Raw genomic sequence first — 16,704 nt, forward strand, 5'->3', positions numbered from 1 at the left:
CGTGACAAAATGCCCATGGACCCGGTCCGGCCATTGGAACATAATGGCAACATATGGCGCAGCTCGATCTCAGGCGAAAACTTTCCATTCTGGCGGACGCGGCCAAATACGACGCATCGTGCGCGTCGTCCGGGACGTCGAAACGCAACTCCGTCGGGGGCAAGGGGATCGGTTCGACCGAGGGCATGGGCATCTGCCATGCCTATACGCCGGACGGGCGCTGCGTTTCCCTGCTCAAGATTCTGCTGACGAACTTCTGCATCTACGACTGCGCCTATTGCATCAATCGGGTGTCGTCGAATGTGCCGCGCGCCCGCTTCAGCGTGGATGAGGTCGTCGAGCTGACGCTGAACTTCTACAAGCGCAACTATATCGAGGGTCTGTTCCTCTCGTCGGGTATCATCCGCTCAGGCGACTACACGATGGAGCAATTGGTCGAGGTGGCGCGCCGTCTGCGGGTCGATCATAACTTCCGCGGTTACATCCATCTGAAGCTGATCCCGGAAGCGGATCCGCTGTTGGTCGAGCAGGCGGGCCTGTATGCTGATCGCCTGTCCGCCAACATCGAACTTCCGCGCGACGAGGCCCTGCACCGGCTGGCGCCGCAGAAGGACGCCGCTGTCATCAAGAAGGCCATGGCCGATGTGCGGCTGAAGGTCGAGGCGGCCAAGCCGCAGAAGAAAGACCGTGCCCGCCCGCCCAAGTTCGCGCCGGCTGGCCAAAGCACCCAGTTGATCGTGGGGGCGGACGGTGCGCCCGACGCTGAAATCCTGGCCCGCAGTTCGTCCCTCTATGGCGGCTATGGCCTGCGCCGGGTCTATTATTCCGCCTTCAGCCCCATCCCGGATGCCAGTGCGACGCTGCCGCTGTCAAAGCCGCCGCTGATGCGCGAGCACCGGCTGTATCAGGCCGACTGGCTGATGCGGTTCTATGGGTTCAGTGCGCCAGAGATCGGGGCGGCCACCGTGGGCGGTATGCTGGACCTGGCCATCGATCCGAAGCTGGCCTGGGCCCTCGGCCGACGCGAGCAGTTTCCCGTCGACGTGAACACGGGCCCGCGCGAAATGCTTCTGCGTGTGCCGGGGCTGGGCGTGAAAAGCGTCAACCGGATCCTGCAGGTTCGGCGATGGAAGATGTTGCGGCTGGAGGATGTCGCGCGCCTGTGCCGAGGCATAGACAAGGTGCGTCCCTTCATCGTTGCTCTGGACTGGACGCCCGGCGGGCTGACCGATGCCATTGACCTGCGCACCCGCCTGGCTCCGGCCGCTGCGCCGGAGCAACTGAGCCTGTTCTGATGCGGGTGGCCGAACTGGATCATCCGACCGACTTCGACGGCTGGCGACGCGGGGCCCGGGCCCTGCGTGCGGCGGGGGTGTCGCCAAGCCAGGCTGTTTTCCGCGTGGCCGGGGAGGGGGCGCAGGGCGGCCTGTTCGACACGGCACCCTCTGCCGATTTCGCGAGCGTCACCGCAGCCTCAGAAGCCGGGGAGGGGAGCCCGTTCACCGTCCCCAAGGCCTTCGTTGATCTGGCCCAGGACGTCATCTTGCACCGTTCGGTCGACCGGTTCGATCTGATGTATCGGCTTCTGTGGCGGCTTCAGGATGCGCCCAATCTGATGCGGATCGTGTCAGACCCCGACGTTGCCGATGCCCTGGACCGGGCTAAGAATGTCTCGCGCGCCAGTCACAAGATGAAGGCTTTCGTGCGTTTTCGGCAGGTGCACGACGATCGCGGAGAGGCCTGGGTGGCCTGGTTCGAGCCGGCGCACCGGGTGCTGGAACGCACGGCTCCCTTCTTTCAGCGGCGGTTTACGGCCATGCGCTGGTCGATCCTGACGCCGGACGGCAGCGCCTTTTGGGATACCGAGACCCTGCGGTTCGGCCCGCCCGCCACGCGCGACATGGCGCCCGCCGAAGACGAGATCGAGGAGTTCTGGAAGACCTACTACGCCTCGACCTTCAATCCTGCGCGGCTGAAGACCAGGACCATGCAGGGCGAGATGCCGCGCCGATACTGGAAGAACCTGCCCGAGGCGTCCCTGATCCCGCAGCTGATCGCACAGTCGTCGCAGCGCACCGCCGAGATGGTCGCCGCGCCCGCCGCCGTGCCCAACCCGCGTTTTGCCCATGCCGTCGCGCCCGATGTCGCCCCGGCGGGCCAGGCAGACGATGCGGTCCCTGACACCTTGGCCGAGGCGGCGTCGGTCATCCAGGGCTGCCGCCGCTGTCCCCTGTGGCGCGACGCAACACAGGCCGTGGCGGGGCAGGGGCCGCCCGAGGCCCGCCTGATGATTGTCGGCGAACAGCCCGGCGACCAGGAGGATTTGGCCGGGCGGCCCTTTGTCGGACCCGCAGGGAATGTCTTGGATCAGGCACTGGCGCAGGCCGGAATTGATCGCGCGAGTGTCTTCCTGACCAACGCCGTCAAACATTTCAAACACGAACCGCAGGGCAAGCGCCGCTTGCACAAGACCCCGAACGCCGGCGAAGTCACCGCCTGCCGCTGGTGGCTGGATCACGAACGCCGATTGGTCCGTCCGCGGGTCGTGCTGGCCTTGGGGGCCACGGCGGGTTCCGCCGTCCTGGGACGCAAGGTGACCGTGACGGCCGAGCGAGGCCAGCCGATCCCCTTGGCCGATGGATCGATCGCGGTCTTGACCGTCCATCCCGCCTATCTGCTGCGTCTGCCGGACGAGGCGGCGCGTATAGCGGAACAGGCACGTTTCATTGAGGATTTGCGGCGCGTCGCGGCCATGATTTGATATCGACCGTGTCCGAACCAATACGCTTGGGCGGCGTTATTGCCCCGCTTCGGCCTTGCCCATGGGCAAAATGCGCGGCGCAATTTAGGTAAGGGCATGGCCGCAGCAGACTTTCAGATCGAGGAGGCCGAGGGCAGTAACCTGACCCTTCGCCTGACCGGCGACTGGACCACAACGGGTCTGGGCAGGATCTCTCACCGTCTTGACCGGGCGGTCGAGGGGCGCTGCATCACAGCCGTCGATCTGAGTGAACTCGGGCGGTTCGACACGGCAGGGGCGCTGTCCATCGTTCAGGCTTCCAATTGCCAACTGCCGGCCGATGCCTGGGCCGCGCGGCCGGAGGCTGGTCGCATCTATGCCATGGTCGACAAGCTGGAGCGCGAGTCGGCCCCGCCGCCGCGCCGTGCCGATGCCTTCACCCGCACCTTCGCCAAGATCGGACGGGGCGTTTACGATATCGGAGCTGAGGCGACCCTGTCGCTGGCCTTCCTGGGCCGTCTGGTGGTCGCTGTGGGCGTGGCCCTGCGCCATCCCGGCCGCATCCGTTGGGCGGCCTGGTTCAGCCAGACCGAACGCGCCGGTCTGGATGCCATTCCGATCGTGGCCACCACCAACTTCTTCATCGGGGCCGTCATCGCCTTTCTGGGGGCCAATCTGCTGACGCAGTTCGGGGCGGGGGTTTTCACCGTCCAGCTGGTGGCCGTTGCCGTTTTGCGCGAACTGGCTGTGCTGCTGACCGCCATCCTTCTGGCGGGTCGATCCTCTTCCTCCTTCGCGGCCGAGATCGGCTCGATGCGCATGAACCAGGAGGTCGATGCCATGCAGGTGATGGGCGTCAATCCGTTCCAGGCCCTGGTCATCCCCCGTCTGGCCTCCATGGTCGTGATGACGCCACTGCTGACCTTCATCGGCATCATCGCCGGCCTGTTTGGCGGTCTGCTGGTGACCTGGAGCCTGCTCGGCTACGGGCCAGCCTTCTTCGTGCAGCGCATCAGCGAGGATCCGTTGATGGGCAATCACCTGATGGTCGGCATGATCAAGGCACCCGTCTTTGCTGTGGTCGTGGCTGCGATCGGCTGTCGTCAGGGCATGGCCGTGGCCGGCGACGTCGAAAGCCTGGGCCGACGCGTGACGGCCGCCGTCGTCCAGGCGATCTTTGCCATCATCCTGCTGGATGCGGTCTTCGCCATGCTGTTCCTGGAGTTGGACATATGACCGACCCGGTGACCTCCCCGACGACCGACGATCGCGAGGTGCTGATCCAGGTGCGCGGACTGCTCAGTCAGTTCGGCGAGCGCACTATCCACGAGAACCTGGACCTGGATGTTCGGCGCGGCGAGGTGCTGGGCGTCGTCGGCGGATCCGGCACGGGCAAGACCGTGCTGCTGAACTCCATCATCGGCCTGAAGGAGCCGGAGGGCGGATCTATCCGCATCTTCGACCACGACATTTCCGACATGACCAAGGAGCAGGCCGCCGACATCGAGCGCCGAACCGGCGTGCTGTTCCAGCAGGGGGCTCTCTATTCCTCGCTCAGCGTGCTGGACAATGTGGCCTCGCCCCTGGTCGAGCATACCAAGATGCCCCGCGACATGATCCGCGAACTGGCAGAGATGAAGATCGCCATGGTGGGCCTGAAGCCGGAAAGCCATCATCTGAAACCGGCCGAGCTGTCCGGCGGCATGAAGAAGCGGGTCGGCCTGGCCCGTGCCCTGGCGCTGGATCCCGAACTGCTGTTTCTGGATGAGCCGACGGCGGGGCTGGACCCCATCGGTGCGGCGGCGTTCGACGACCTGATCCGCACCCTGTCCGACGACCTGGGTCTGACCGTCTTCATGATCACCCACGATCTGGACAGCCTTTACGCCATTTGTGACCAGGTCGCCGTCCTGGCCGACAAGCATGTGGTGGAAAAGGCGACGGTTCAGGAACTTGAGCGTTCCGACCATCCGTGGATCAAAGAATACTTCCTTGGACCGCGCGGCCGTGCCGCCAACAAGGCCGCCTGAGGAGAGCGGAGCAATGGAAAGAGACGCCCACTACGCCGCCGTCGGCATCGCCACCGTCGCCCTGATGGTGGCCCTTGCCGTCTTCTCGCTATGGCTGGCGCGCCTGTCCTTCAACGAGGAGTACGACGTCTATGACATCGTCTTCTATGGCCCCGTGCGTGGCCTGTCGGAGGGGGGCGAGGTCCATTTCAATGGCATTCGCGTAGGCGAGGTCACGGACCTGAAGCTGGACCCCAACAAGGGCGATCAGGTCATCGCCCGGATTCGTGTCGATGCAACCACGCCCGTGCGCGTGACGTCCCGCGCCCAGCTGGAGCCGCAGGGGATCACGGGCCTGAACTATATTCAGATCACCGCCGGCAATCCTCAGAGCGCCCTGCTGAAGGCCCAGTATGCCGACGGCATCACGCCGGTTATCCAGAGCCAGCCCTCGCCGATCGCCGAACTGCTCAGCGGCTCGGGCACGGTGCTGGCCCAGACGGTGGATGCGCTGAACCGGATCAACCGCGTCCTGTCGGACGACAACATCCGCTCCTTCTCGACCAGCCTGACCAACTTTGAATCGTTCAGCACCGAGCTGGAGGCCCGCAAGGGGATGCTGGCCGAGCTGGAGCAGGCCTTGATCAAAGCCAATGCCGCCATCGCCGAGTTCGAAGGCCTGGGGGCCAGCGCGCGCCAGCTGGTCGAGACGGACGGACGTCAGGCCATCGCCAACATCAACGCCGCCACGGCCGAGGCCCGCACCGCCGTCGCCTCGATCAATCGCACGGTCGGCAATCTGGAGCAGCCGCTGGGCGAGTTTGCCACCACGGGCCTGCCGCAGCTGGAACAGGCTATTCAGGGCCTGGAAGACGCAACACGGTCGCTGGAGACCCTGGTCGACGAAGTGCGCTCCAGCCCGCGTGACTTCATCGGACGCCCGGCGTCCCGGGAACTGGAGGTTCAGCCGTGAGAAAGACAACCCTGATCCGTTCGGCCGCCGTCCTGGCCGCTGCCGGTCTGATGTCGGCCTGTGCCCTGCTGTCCAGCCCTGATCCGATCCAGATGTATCGTTTTGGCGTGGCGGCTCAGGCCCTGCCCGCCGATCCGATCGCCAGCCCCGTCCAGGTCACTCTGCGCCGTGTCGAGTTCCCCGAAAGCGCGCGGGGCGACCGTCTTCTGGGCATTACCGGCACCGAAGCCGCCTACATCGGCGGCGCGCGCTGGGTTTCGCCAGCAGCCGATCTCTATAGCGAGAGCCTGGAGGTCGCGTTTGCGGGGCAGGCCCGCCGGGTTCGCCTGATCGGCCCGCGGGAGCTGACGCGAGGGGACTCGTCCCTCGATATCGACGTGCGGACGTTCGAGACCCGCTATGACTCACCGGGCGGCGTGCCCTCGGTGGTGATCGCGGCCCGGACCCGGCTGATGGCCCTTCCGGAACGCACGGTCGAGGCGGAACGCACCTTCACCGTCGTGCAGCCCGCTCGTGCCAACACCATCAGCGCCATCGTCGAAGCCTATGACCTGGCCAGCCGCGACCTGAATGGCCAGATTGTCGCCTGGACCGACCAGGCCGCCGGCAACTAGGCGTCAGACCGCCTTGCGCACCGCATCCATCCGGGCCTCGATCTCGGCGCGGCGGGTGCGGGCGGCAGCGATGGCGGCGTCGGCCTGATCCAGGGCGGCCAGCAGGGCGTCGCGGGTACGGGCCAGGCGAACGGGGTCGGGGCGCACCTTGCGCGGCCGCTTGCCCATCAGGCCCAGGGCATCCTTCCAGTCGTCCCGCCAGTCGCCAATAGCTTGGGGCAGGCGTTGCAGGCAGGCGAGGGCGCTGACCTCCGCATTCTGGGCCATGCGGATCAGGGGCAGGGTGCGAATGCCCGCTTGCCGCGCCGACGACAGTTGCGACAGGCGCTGGCGCAGCGGAGCGGCTGAATCAGGTATGGCCTCCCCCTCATCCGCTGCGGGCACTGGCGGGCACCGATCGGCCCCGGCGACGACATGGGCATCAAGGTCGGTGACGACGTTGCGGATGTCGGCCCAGACATCTTCCAGCACCCGGCTGCGGCGCTCGACCCTGTCGGCCCGGTCTGTCAGTTCGATGCCGGTTTCGTTCAAGGTCCGCGAGGCCGCCAGATATCGGGCGCGCAGGGCCTTCAATCGGCGCTTACGGCTGTCGAACAGGCCGGCCAGCCCCCGGCGTGGTTCCAGCGAGGCCGGGGCCAGCCCATCCAGTGCATTGCGCAGATGCGCGATCAGGGCAGACGCCTCGGTCAGGTCGCCGTTGCGGGTTTCCGACAGGGTCCGGTCCAGGGTCGAGGACAGGGCCCCGTGCGGTGCTGCGCCGAACGCGCCGTCGTCCTGATCACCCCAGGTCGCCGCGATCGCCTCAATCCGTGCCCGATCCGGCTCCGGCGCTCCGCCGCCCAGCCGATATCCCCCGTCCGCCATCTCACGCCCTCCACCCCGCCCGTCTTAACGACAGGTTAAGTGAGCACTATGCCAGCGTCTTCAGATTTTCGGAAACGGTGTAGGTCGCTTCGGTCTTCGCGGCCACTTCGTCCAGGGTCACGCCCTCGGCCAGTTCGATCAGCTCCAGGCCCGATCCATCCGGCTTGACGTCGAACACAGCCAGGTCGGTGATGATCCGGCTGACCACGCCCGTGCCCGTCAGCGGCAGGGTACAGGCCTTCAGAACCTTCGACTGGCCATGCTTGTTGGCGTGATCCATGACCACCACCACGCGCTTGACGCCGGCCACCAGATCCATGGCCCCGCCCATGCCCTTCACCAGCTTGCCGGGGATCATCCAGTTGGCGATGTCGCCGTTCTCGGCCACTTCCATGGCCCCCAGGATCGACAGATTGATGTGTCCGCCGCGGATCATGGCGAAGCTGTCGGAAGAGCTGAAATAGCTGCTTTCCGGGATCTGGGTGATCGTCTGCTTGCCGGCATTGATCAGGTCGGCATCCACCTCGTCCTCATAGGGGAAGGGGCCCATGCCCAGCATGCCGTTTTCAGACTGCAGGGTCACCTCGATCCCCACCGGGATATGGTTGGCCACCAGGGTCGGAATCCCGATGCCCAGGTTGACGTAGAAGCCGTCTTCCAGTTCGCGGGCGGCGCGGGCGGCCAGTTGATCGCGTGTGCGGGGCATGGGTCTCAGCCTTTCTCGGCAGGGGCGGCTGCGCGTCGAATGTCGCGTGCGGCATCGGACAGGTCGTCGCCGAGCGAGCAGGTGTTGAACATGATGAGCACCAGCAGGATGACCACCCAGGTCAGCTTGTCGTTGATCGCTTTCAACAGGTCGGGTTTGGGCGTCTCGGTCATCAGGCGGTCTCCCTCTGCCTAACCGTCCGCTGTTCGATCCGCTTTTCGAACGTCCCGACGAACAGGCGGTCGACATAGATGCCGGGTGTGTGGATGTGGTCCGGGTCGATCGTCCCGGTGGGTACGATGTGCTCCACCTCGACGACCGTCATCTTGCCAGCGGTGGCCATCATTGGGTTGAAGTTGCGGGCGGTCTTGCGGAACACCAGATTGCCCGCAGCGTCGGCCTTCCATGCCTTGACGATCGATAGGTCGGCGACCAGGCCGGTCTCCATCACATATTTGCGGCCGTCGAACTCACGCACCTCCTTGCCCTCGGCGACCAGGGTGCCGACGCCGGTGGCGGTGAAGAAGGCGGGGATGCCCGCGCCGCCTGCGCGGATGCGCTCGGCCAGGGTGCCCTGCGGATTGAATTCCAGCTGCAGCTCACCGGCCAGATACTGGCGCTCGAACTCCTTGTTCTCGCCAACATAGGACGAGATCATCTTGGCGATCTGGCGCGTTTCCAAGAGCTGGCCCAGGCCGAACCCGTCCACACCCGCATTGTTGGAGATGACGGTCAGCCCCTTCACGCCGCTGTCGCGCAGCGCCGCGATCAGGTTCTCGGGAATGCCGCACAGGCCGAACCCGCCTGACATCACCGTCATGCCGTCGAACGTCAGACCCTCCAGCGCCGTCTTGGCGTCGGGAAAGATTTTCCGCATGGGCCGGGCTCCCTCATTATTTTCACCGTCTGATGAAATTCGACGGCCTCACCCGCTCATACGGCCATGCGCCGGATGGGGCAAGACGGCAGGTGGCGGAAGGGGGATCGCCCGGGTAGCCGAGGGGCGCTCACAAATGCCGCCGCACCCTCTGTTCCAGCAGGGTGACCAGCTCGGGCTGCATGAAATCGTAGTCGTCGGGGATGTCCAGGCATATGACGCGGGCCCGCTTCAGCTGGGCCTTGAACCGGCGCTGGAGTTTGGCGCGGTGGGCGCGCTCCATGACGAAGATGATGTCGGCCCATTCCAGATGGTCCGCCGTCACCAACTCCTCCGCATCCGGTGCCAGACCAGCCGAGGCGGTCTCCACGCCCGGCCAAGACCCGAACACCTGCTCGGCCGTGGGGGAGCGCAGGCGGTTGCGGGAGCAGAGGAAGAGGAGGTTGGTCAGAAACGTCCCTCTTAACTGCCGACGTCAGCCGTTCTCAGCATAGTATCGCTGCACAACCGCGGGATCAGCATTGAGGCGTTCGATCATACCTTCGATCGGAACAAAGTCCGATGGTTGGACCATCAGCACGATCGCGTCGCCCTGTGCATCTGCGAGTACGCCCTCGTTGCGCAGTTCTTCCAGCGCACTCACGAACGCCTCAAAAGCTCCGTTGGCAAACTCGTCGTCCGCGATGGTCTGCTCGAACGGGATGTCTCCACGGCTCTGACGAAGAAGAAGTCGGTAGGGAATGTCGAAAAATCCATCACCCTCTTCGATAGGCCAAGCCTGAAGATTCCACTCCGCTTCAGATCGCAGGGCTTCGTCGGTCTCGGCCGCTATCGCTTTGACGGTTTGTGCCATCGCGCCGAGAGTCATCGGCACTTCATCCGTGGTGATGCCAAAGCCGTAGAGCTTGTGGTCAGCATGCTTGGCACGGATAAGGTCGAATGAAGCGCGCGAAGCTGATTTTACCGCACCTTTGAGTTCGCCGAAGTCGAAAGACCCGCGGCGATAGCAACCTTCGGCTGACTTAACAAAACCCGCGCCGCCCTTCTTAGCGAGTAACCGGTCGATCTCTTGCCGAGCGGCTTTAGATGATGACGCATTGATCGTATGAGACATGCCAAAGGTTTTGACCGCCCCTTCCGCAACCCAAATCTGGCTACGGAACTGGCGGACCTCATAAAATTCGGATGGCGTATCGTCGTCCATCTTATGCATGAGCCACCAGAAGACTTGAGGCTTGCTGAATAGATTCCACATATCGTTCCCCAACGTCCCTCGGGCGCGCAAGCCCTACAGCGGAATATTATCGTGCTTCTTCCACGGGTTTTCCTGCTGCTTGTTCTTCAGCGTCCGTAGCGCCTTGATCAGCCGGCGCCGGGTGCCGTGGGGCATGATGACGTCGTCGATGTAGCCCAGGCCTGCGGCCACGAAGGGGTTGGCGAAGCGTTCCTTGTATTCGGCCTCGCGGGCGGCCAGGGCCTCGGGGTCGCCGGCTTCCTTGCGGAAGATGATCTCGACCGCGCCCTTGGCCCCCATGACGGCGATCTCGGCGCTGGGCCAGGCATAGTTGACGTCGCCGCGCAGGTGTTTGGAGCTCATCACGTCATAGGCACCGCCATAGGCCTTGCGCGTGATGACGGTCAGCTTGGGCACGGTGGCCTCGGCATAGGCGAACAGCAGTTTGGCCCCGTGCTTGATCAGGCCGCCGTATTCCTGGCGCGTGCCGGGCATGAAGCCGGGCACATCGACAAAGGTCACCAGGGGGATGTCGAAGGCGTCGCAGAAGCGCACGAACCGCGCGGCCTTGCGGCTGGAATCGATGTCCAGCACGCCGGCCAGGACCTGGGGCTGGTTGGCGACGATGCCGACGCTCTGGCCGTCCAGGCGGCCGAAGCCGGTGACGATATTCTTGGCGAAATCGGCACCGATCTCAAAGAATTCGGCCTCGTCCACCGTCTTCAGGATCAGCTCCTTGATGTCATAGGGCTGGTTCGGATTGGCCGGCACCAGGGTGTCCAGCGACGCCTCGTCCCGGTCCGGGTCGTCATAGCTGTCGCGCACCGGCGGCTTTTCGCGGTTCGACAGGGGCAAAAAGCCGATCAGGCGGCGGACCTCGGACAGGGCCTCCAGATCGTTCTCGAACGCGCCATCGGCGACACCGGACTTGCCCGCATGGACGCGGGCGCCGCCCAGATCCTCGTGGCTGACGACTTCATTGGTGACCGTCTTCACGACGTCGGGGCCGGTGACGTACATGTAGGAGGTGTCCTTCACCATGAAGATGAAGTCGGTGATGGCGGGCGAATAGACGTCGCCCCCCGCGCAGGGGCCCATGATCACGCTGATCTGGGGTATGACGCCGCTGGCAAGCGTGTTCTGCAGGAAGATGTCGGCGTATCCGGCCAGCGATTCCACGCCCTCCTGAATGCGCGCACCGCCTGCGTCGAACAGGCCGATGATCGGCGCGCCATTGGTCAGGGCCGCCTTCTGCAGCTTGACGATCTTGGACGCATGCGCCCCCGACAGGGAGCCGCCGAAGACGGTGAAATCCTTGGAGAAGACATAGACCAGGCGCCCGCCGATGGTGCCGTGGCCGGTCACGACGCCGTCGCCGGGGATGCGCTGCTTCTCCATGCCGAACTCGTGGCTGCGATGCTCCACGAACATGTCGGTCTCTTCGAAACTGCCTTCATCCAGCAGGACCTCGATGCGTTCGCGCGCGGTCAGCTTGCCCTTGGCGTGCTGGCTGGCGATGCGGGCCTCGCCGCCGCCCAGGCGGGCATGGGCGCGGCGCTTGTCCAGTTCGTCGAGGATGGTCTTCATGGCGGGCATCCGGGATAGAGAGCGACAGGGCAGGGGTCTGTCACCCGGCTTACGGCGGGGCGGCGATGCAGGCAAGCGAGCGCCCGGTCATGCCGCACAGGCGATGGAGGGGGTCAGTCGGCTGCGCCTGCCGCCCGCTCGCGTCGCCGCACCCATTCGCGCACGCCCAGCATAAGGCCCAGCCAAGTCACCGCCACCCCGGCCAGGATCAGCGAGGTCCAGATGCCGTCGCCGCTGACCGCCGTCACCACCGCCCCGCCGAAGAAGGCCACCAGCGCCGTCTTGGGCAGGACCCCCAGCGCGCAACCCGCCAGGAAAGGCCAGAAGGCAGCCCTCGTCGCCCCGAAGGCGGCATTGACGACGATGAAGGGGGCCGAGGGGACATTGCGGATCATGAAGCTGGCATAGAAGGCGTTCTTGCCCACGAACCGCTTCAGCCGGTCCAGACTGCGCCCGCCCAGCTGGTCCAGCAGCCGCGCCGTCGGGCCCCGCCCCAGCCAATAGGTCGCCCCGGCCGAGATCACCGTCGCGGCCCAGCTGTAGAAAAAGCCCAGCGACGGCCCGAACGCCACGACGCAGGCGGCGATCAGGATGAACTGCGGCGCTCCGACAAAGGCGGCGACCACGAACACCACCACCGTGGCCACAAAGGCCAGGGGCGACCCGGCATAGCCCCGCAGCCAGGCCTCCAGATTGGCTTCTGCCGCCAGTCCCAACTGGCTCTTGCCCAAGGCCAGAAGGCCGAGCGTGGCCGCCAGCAACAGGGCCGTCACCAGCGCCGCCTTCCACCGGCGGGCCTCCATGTTCAGGACGAAGTCTAGGATACGGCGCATCACGGACGCGCTTATCATCCTCCGGCGCATCGGGCGAGCGATGCGGGGCCATCAAGGACGAACGGCGTTTGCCCCGCCTGTCCCGCTTGCGTAAGAAAGGCCGCGCCTCCCCGCACCTTCTCCCACGCACACGCCGATGAGTCCGACATGAGCACGCTGCAATCCTCCGCCCTGGCCCGGGTCAAGCCTTCCGCGACCCTGGCGGTCACCGCCCAGGCCCGCGCGCTGAAGGCCGAGGGGCGCGACGTGATCGGCCTGGGGGCCGGAGAGCCGGACTTCGACACGCCCGAGAACATCAAGGCGGCGGCCATCGACGCCATCCGGCGCGGCGAGACCAAATATACCGACGTCGACGGCATCCCGCAGCTGAAGGCCGCCATCGTGGCCAAGTTCGCGCGCGAGAACGGCCTGACCTATACCGCCGCCCAGATCCATGTCGCGCCGGGCGGAAAGCCGGTGCTGTACAACGCCCTGGTGGCCACCCTGTCGCCGGGCGACGAGGTGATCGTGCCGGCACCCTACTGGGTCAGCTATCCGGACATGGTGCTGCTGGCGGGCGGCGAGCCGGTGACGGTGGTGGGCCAGGAGGCGGATGGCTTCAAACTGCGCCCCGAGGTGCTGGAGGCCGCGATCACGCCCCGCACCAAATGGCTGATCCTGAACAGCCCGTCCAACCCGACCGGTGCCGCCTACACGCGCGCCGAGTTGGAGGCGATCGCCGAGGTCCTGCGTCGTCACCCCCAGGTCTGGGTGATGACCGACGACATGTACGAACACCTGATCTATGGCGACTTCGACTACACCACGATCGCCCAGGTCGCGCCGGACCTCTATGACCGCGTGCTGACCATCAATGGCGTGTCGAAGGCCTATGCCATGACCGGCTGGCGCATCGGCTATGCGGGTGGGCCCAAGCCCCTGATCGACCTGATGCGCAAGGTGGCCAGCCAAACCACCTCCAACCCCTCGTCCATCAGCCAGTGGGCGGCGGTCGAGGCGCTGAACGGGCCCCAGGACTTCATCGCCGAACGGGGGCAGGCCTTCCAGGCGCGGCGCGACCTGGTGGTATCGATGCTGAACCAGGCGAACGGCATCCGCTGCCCGAACCCGGAAGGTGCCTTCTATGTCTATCCGTCGATCGAGGGCCTGATCGGCAAGACGACGCCGGGCGGGGTCGTCATCGACAGCGACGAAACCTTCACCAGCGAGCTGCTCAACGCCGAGGGCGTGGCCGTCGTCCAGGGCTCCGCCTTCGGCCTCAGCCCCTATTTCCGCATCAGCTACGCCACCAGCGAAACCGTGCTGGAAGAGGCCTGCACACGGATTCAGCGGTTCTGCGCGGGGCTTCGCTAGATCGGCCGGCCCACGACCAGCGAAACAGCTTGAGCCGTCGCGCATGACCTGCATTCTTCTGCGGCGGAGTGCGAGCCGGTTCAAGGCAGGTTTGGCCATCGGCAGATTGCGGGGTCATGACGATGTCGACTGTGGATTCGGATCGAAAACCCAGGCCCCGCACCTTGCGGTTTCTCTTGGCTGCCTGCCTGATTGCTCTCGGCGTGGCCTTGCTTGGATCGTTGTGGACAGTGCACGCCCCATCACCCGCCCAGGGTGAGGCAGCGTTTGAAAAAGTATTCGTGCTGGTTTCCCTTGGGCTTTCGATCTTCGCCCTGACGTCACTGGTCCAGTTCTTTGTCCTGTCGAGCAGGGGTGCCCAGAGCACGCTGGATTTTCACGCCTTTTTTATCGCCATGGCTTCGTTCCTCGGGGTCGTGCCAGCGCTGATTGTTGTCATATCCGCCAGCGGCATCATGGACGCGGCGAAAGCCGCCCAGCTTGCTGCGCCGTTCGAGGCCCGCGTCAGGGAACGGCAGATCGATTTTGCCAATAACGACGAGCTTGTTCTGGGAAGCGAACTGCTCGCTCCAGCGGCGCTGGGGCAGTCAAACGGGATCGACAAGGCCTACGCCGCGATCGAGCAGGCTCGTGCGAGGCAACGTGCCATGGATCGGTATCTGGCCGACGAGAAGGCGAAGTTCAGCGAAAGTCTCGCGCAGGCGGATATCGATCCCGCCGTGAAAGAGCAGGCGGCGCTGTCGTTCGGGTCGTTCGTTTCGGGCGTCGCAGCGATCGACTATGAAATCATGGGTCTGAGGGAAGTCATCCTGAACGAGACGAGCATAGCGCTCGGGATCCTGAGCAGAAGCCGCTCCTGGACCGTCGAGAATGGCACTATCAAACTGTCTGACCCCGCCAGCCAGCGGGCCTTCGACCGAAGCGTTGCCACCGTGGCAGACCTCGAACGCGAACTCATGGTCCTGCTGCAGGGGCCGGACTGAACCAGTCTCGGTCTTGACGGTTGCCTAGGCCGCGCGGCTGACGGCGAAGTCGGCCAGGCTTTCCAGGGCGTCGCGCCAGTCGCTGGGGGGCAGGACCGACAGAGCCGCCTTGGCCAGGTCGGCGAATTCCCCGGCGGTGTCCAGGGTGGCCCCCAGGGCACCGGTACCGATGACCAGTTCACGGGCGCGGCGGAAGTCGTCGGGGGTGCGTTGGCCCTTGCTGATGGTGCGGTCCCAGAAGGCGTCCTCGCGGCCCCGGGTGCGGGCGACGGCCAGCAGCAGGGGCAGGGTGGCCTTGCCTTCGTTGAAGTCGTCACCAGCGTTCTTGCCCAGGGTCTCGGACGCGCCGCCATAATCAAGCGCATCGTCGGCCAGTTGGAACGCCAGGCCCAGGTTCAGGCCATAGGCCCGCAGAGCCGTCACCGCCGCCTCGTCCGCGCCCACGCCCACGGCCCCGGCCTCGGCGGCCGCCGCGAACAGTTCGGCGGTCTTGGCCGAGATAATCTGTAGATAGGTATCGCGATCCAGGTTCAGGTCATGGGCGCGCGTCAGCTGCAGCACCTCGCCCTCGGAAATCACGCCCGACGCCTTGGCCAGGATGCCCAGGGCCCGCATCTGGTCGGTTTCGACCATTAACTCGAACGCCCTCGCGAACAGGAAATCGCCGACGAGGACGCTGGACGGGGCCCCCCAGATCAAATGCGCCGCTACCTTGCCCCGACGCAGGTCCGAGGTATCGACGACGTCGTCATGCAGCAGGGTTGCCGTGTGGATGAACTCGACCGCCGCTGCCAGCTTCAGCGGGGCGTCGATCGCGCCGGTCGCCCCACACGCCCGTGCCGCCGCTACGGTCAGCATGGGCCGCAACCGCTTGCCGCCGGCCGCGATCAGATGTTCGGCCAGCATGGGAATGACCGGTACGTCGGACTGCATCCGCGCCAGGATCAGGGCATCGACCGCGCGCATGTCGGGGCCCGCGAGGCGAACCAGGGCCTCGACGTCACCCTTGGGACGGGGAGCGGCGACGGTGACAGCGTCCAACGGAGAAACTCGTGTGCAGGCGTATAGGGAGAGGCGAAACGCAGAATCGCGCAATCGGTGTCTTGCCCGGCGGCAACGCACTGCACAATGGTGAGCCGGACATGCAGGGTCAAGGCGCGTGACCGTCGCAGCCGACGGCAACGGACAGCAGGGCATCGCCGAGAACACGGTTCTGGGCGGACGCATCCGGCTGCGCCAAGCCATCGGGGGCTATCGGGCTGGCATGGATGCGGCCCTGCTGGCGGCTGCAGTGGAGGCCAAACCTGGGACTCGGGTGATCGAGGCGGGCTGCGGCGTCGGTGGGGTGCTGACCCAGGTCGCAGCCCGATGTCCGGCGGTGCACCTGATGGGAGTTGAGCGCGATCCCGCCGCGGCCGATCTGGCGCGCCAGAACCTCGACATCAACGGGTTCGGGGACCGGGCCAGTATCGTGAGGGGGGACGTCGCGGCGGGTTTCCGAGCCCTGGAGCGTCCAGCTTTCGATTGGGCCATCGCCAACCCGCCCTATTTCGACGACCCGGGGGCCTTGCGCGCACCGGCACTGGCCAAGCGCGGGGCCTGGATAGCGGACGACGGTCTGGCGGCCTGGACCGATTTCCTGACGGCGGCCGTTCGCGACGGCGGGCGGATCGTCGTGATCCACCGTGCCGACCGGCTGGCGGACATTCTGACGCTTCTGGGCGCCCGGTGCGGGTCGTTCGCCATCCGGCCCGTTCAGTCTTTTGCCGACGAACCGGCCAAGCGGGTGCTGGTCCAGGCGGTGCGTTCCGGCCGGGCCCCCTTGCGCCTGTTGCCCGCCCTGGTCCTGCACGACCGCAGCGGGGCCAAGCATACGCTGCAGGCCGAGGCCATCCTGCGCGGCGAGGCGGCTTTGGGCTGGTAACGACTGT

General features: G+C 65.7%; 18 protein-coding genes. 9 read left to right on the forward strand and 9 right to left on the reverse strand.

Annotated elements, in window-relative coordinates; all coding sequences use genetic code 11:
- The first annotated feature begins 53 nt into the window (after nt 1-53).
- The 6 genes from JIP62_RS14560 to JIP62_RS14585 all read left to right on the forward strand — a co-directional run bounded on the left by JIP62_RS14560 (nt 54) and on the right by JIP62_RS14585 (nt 6,336).
- A complete protein-coding gene (locus tag JIP62_RS14560) occupies nt 54-1,295 on the forward strand; it encodes a putative DNA modification/repair radical SAM protein (protein ID WP_201102862.1) in 1,242 nt (413 codons plus the stop codon).
- Complete coding sequence (locus tag JIP62_RS14565) at nt 1,295-2,761, forward strand: UdgX family uracil-DNA binding protein (RefSeq protein ID WP_201102863.1); 1,467 nt, start codon at nt 1,295-1,297, stop codon at nt 2,759-2,761. Before JIP62_RS14560 ends, JIP62_RS14565 begins: the two co-directional genes overlap by 1 nt.
- Before the next feature lie 96 nt (nt 2,762-2,857).
- Nucleotides 2,858-3,976, forward strand: a complete 1,119-nt coding sequence (locus JIP62_RS14570; protein ID WP_201102864.1) for an MlaE family ABC transporter permease — start codon at nt 2,858-2,860, stop codon at nt 3,974-3,976.
- Nucleotides 3,973-4,770 (forward strand): ABC transporter ATP-binding protein, encoded by a 798-nt coding sequence (locus JIP62_RS14575; RefSeq protein ID WP_201102865.1) that lies wholly within the window; start codon nt 3,973-3,975, stop codon nt 4,768-4,770. The genes JIP62_RS14570 and JIP62_RS14575 overlap by 4 nt, the downstream gene beginning before the upstream one ends.
- Nucleotides 4,771-4,783: 13 nt before the next feature.
- Nucleotides 4,784-5,722, forward strand: coding sequence for an MlaD family protein (locus JIP62_RS14580; RefSeq protein WP_201102866.1), 939 nt, complete (start codon nt 4,784-4,786; stop codon nt 5,720-5,722).
- Nucleotides 5,719-6,336 carry an ABC-type transport auxiliary lipoprotein family protein gene (locus JIP62_RS14585; RefSeq protein WP_230974776.1) on the forward strand — a complete coding sequence of 206 codons (618 nt, stop codon included), beginning with the start codon at nt 5,719-5,721 and terminating at the stop codon, nt 6,334-6,336. Before JIP62_RS14580 ends, JIP62_RS14585 begins: the two co-directional genes overlap by 4 nt.
- Nucleotides 6,337-6,339: 3 nt before the next feature.
- On the opposite strand, the gene JIP62_RS14590 is transcribed toward JIP62_RS14585, so the two are convergent.
- The 8 genes from JIP62_RS14590 to JIP62_RS14625 form a co-directional block, all read right to left on the reverse strand.
- The gene (locus JIP62_RS14590; RefSeq protein ID WP_201102867.1) at nt 6,340-7,200 is read right to left on the reverse strand and encodes a toxic anion resistance protein; all 861 of its coding nucleotides are present in this window, start codon (nt 7,198-7,200) and stop codon (nt 6,340-6,342) included.
- Between the two features lie 46 nt (nt 7,201-7,246).
- Entirely contained in the window at nt 7,247-7,906 is a 660-nt protein-coding gene (locus tag JIP62_RS14595; RefSeq protein ID WP_201102868.1) for a 3-oxoacid CoA-transferase subunit B, read from the reverse strand.
- A gap of 5 nt (nt 7,907-7,911) precedes the next feature.
- Complete coding sequence (locus JIP62_RS14600; protein ID WP_201102869.1) at nt 7,912-8,079, reverse strand: hypothetical protein; 168 nt, start codon at nt 8,077-8,079, stop codon at nt 7,912-7,914.
- The gene (locus tag JIP62_RS14605; protein WP_201102870.1) at nt 8,079-8,783 is read right to left on the reverse strand and encodes a CoA transferase subunit A; all 705 of its coding nucleotides are present in this window, start codon (nt 8,781-8,783) and stop codon (nt 8,079-8,081) included. The genes JIP62_RS14600 and JIP62_RS14605 overlap by 1 nt, the downstream gene beginning before the upstream one ends.
- A gap of 130 nt (nt 8,784-8,913) precedes the next feature.
- On the reverse strand, nt 8,914-9,153 hold the full coding sequence (locus JIP62_RS14610; protein WP_230974777.1) for a phosphotyrosine protein phosphatase: 240 nt from the start codon (nt 9,151-9,153) through the stop codon (nt 8,914-8,916).
- 105 nt (nt 9,154-9,258) lie between these two features.
- Nucleotides 9,259-9,996, reverse strand: a complete 738-nt coding sequence (locus tag JIP62_RS14615; protein ID WP_201102871.1) for a DUF4303 domain-containing protein — start codon at nt 9,994-9,996, stop codon at nt 9,259-9,261.
- A 75-nt stretch (nt 9,997-10,071) separates the two neighbouring features.
- A complete protein-coding gene (locus JIP62_RS14620) occupies nt 10,072-11,604 on the reverse strand; it encodes an acyl-CoA carboxylase subunit beta (RefSeq protein WP_201102872.1) in 1,533 nt (510 codons plus the stop codon).
- A gap of 113 nt (nt 11,605-11,717) precedes the next feature.
- Entirely contained in the window at nt 11,718-12,437 is a 720-nt protein-coding gene (locus tag JIP62_RS14625; RefSeq protein ID WP_230974778.1) for a TVP38/TMEM64 family protein, read from the reverse strand.
- A gap of 147 nt (nt 12,438-12,584) precedes the next feature.
- Between JIP62_RS14625 and JIP62_RS14630 the strand changes: the two genes are divergently transcribed.
- Complete coding sequence (locus tag JIP62_RS14630; protein ID WP_201102874.1) at nt 12,585-13,790, forward strand: pyridoxal phosphate-dependent aminotransferase; 1,206 nt, start codon at nt 12,585-12,587, stop codon at nt 13,788-13,790.
- 116 nt (nt 13,791-13,906) lie between these two features.
- A complete protein-coding gene (locus tag JIP62_RS14635) occupies nt 13,907-14,773 on the forward strand; it encodes a hypothetical protein (protein ID WP_201102875.1) in 867 nt (288 codons plus the stop codon).
- Between the two features lie 24 nt (nt 14,774-14,797).
- On the opposite strand, the gene JIP62_RS14640 is transcribed toward JIP62_RS14635, so the two are convergent.
- The gene (locus JIP62_RS14640) at nt 14,798-15,814 is read right to left on the reverse strand and encodes a polyprenyl synthetase family protein (protein ID WP_230974779.1); all 1,017 of its coding nucleotides are present in this window, start codon (nt 15,812-15,814) and stop codon (nt 14,798-14,800) included.
- Between the two features lie 118 nt (nt 15,815-15,932).
- Here JIP62_RS14640 and JIP62_RS14645 point away from each other — a divergent pair, with 118 nt between their 5' ends.
- Nucleotides 15,933-16,697 (forward strand): tRNA1(Val) (adenine(37)-N6)-methyltransferase, encoded by a 765-nt coding sequence (locus JIP62_RS14645; protein ID WP_230974780.1) that lies wholly within the window; start codon nt 15,933-15,935, stop codon nt 16,695-16,697.
- Nucleotides 16,698-16,704 lie beyond the last annotated feature (7 nt).

It is taken from the genome of Brevundimonas vitisensis (assembly GCF_016656965.1).
Lineage (GTDB): Bacteria > Pseudomonadota > Alphaproteobacteria > Caulobacterales > Caulobacteraceae > Brevundimonas > Brevundimonas vitisensis.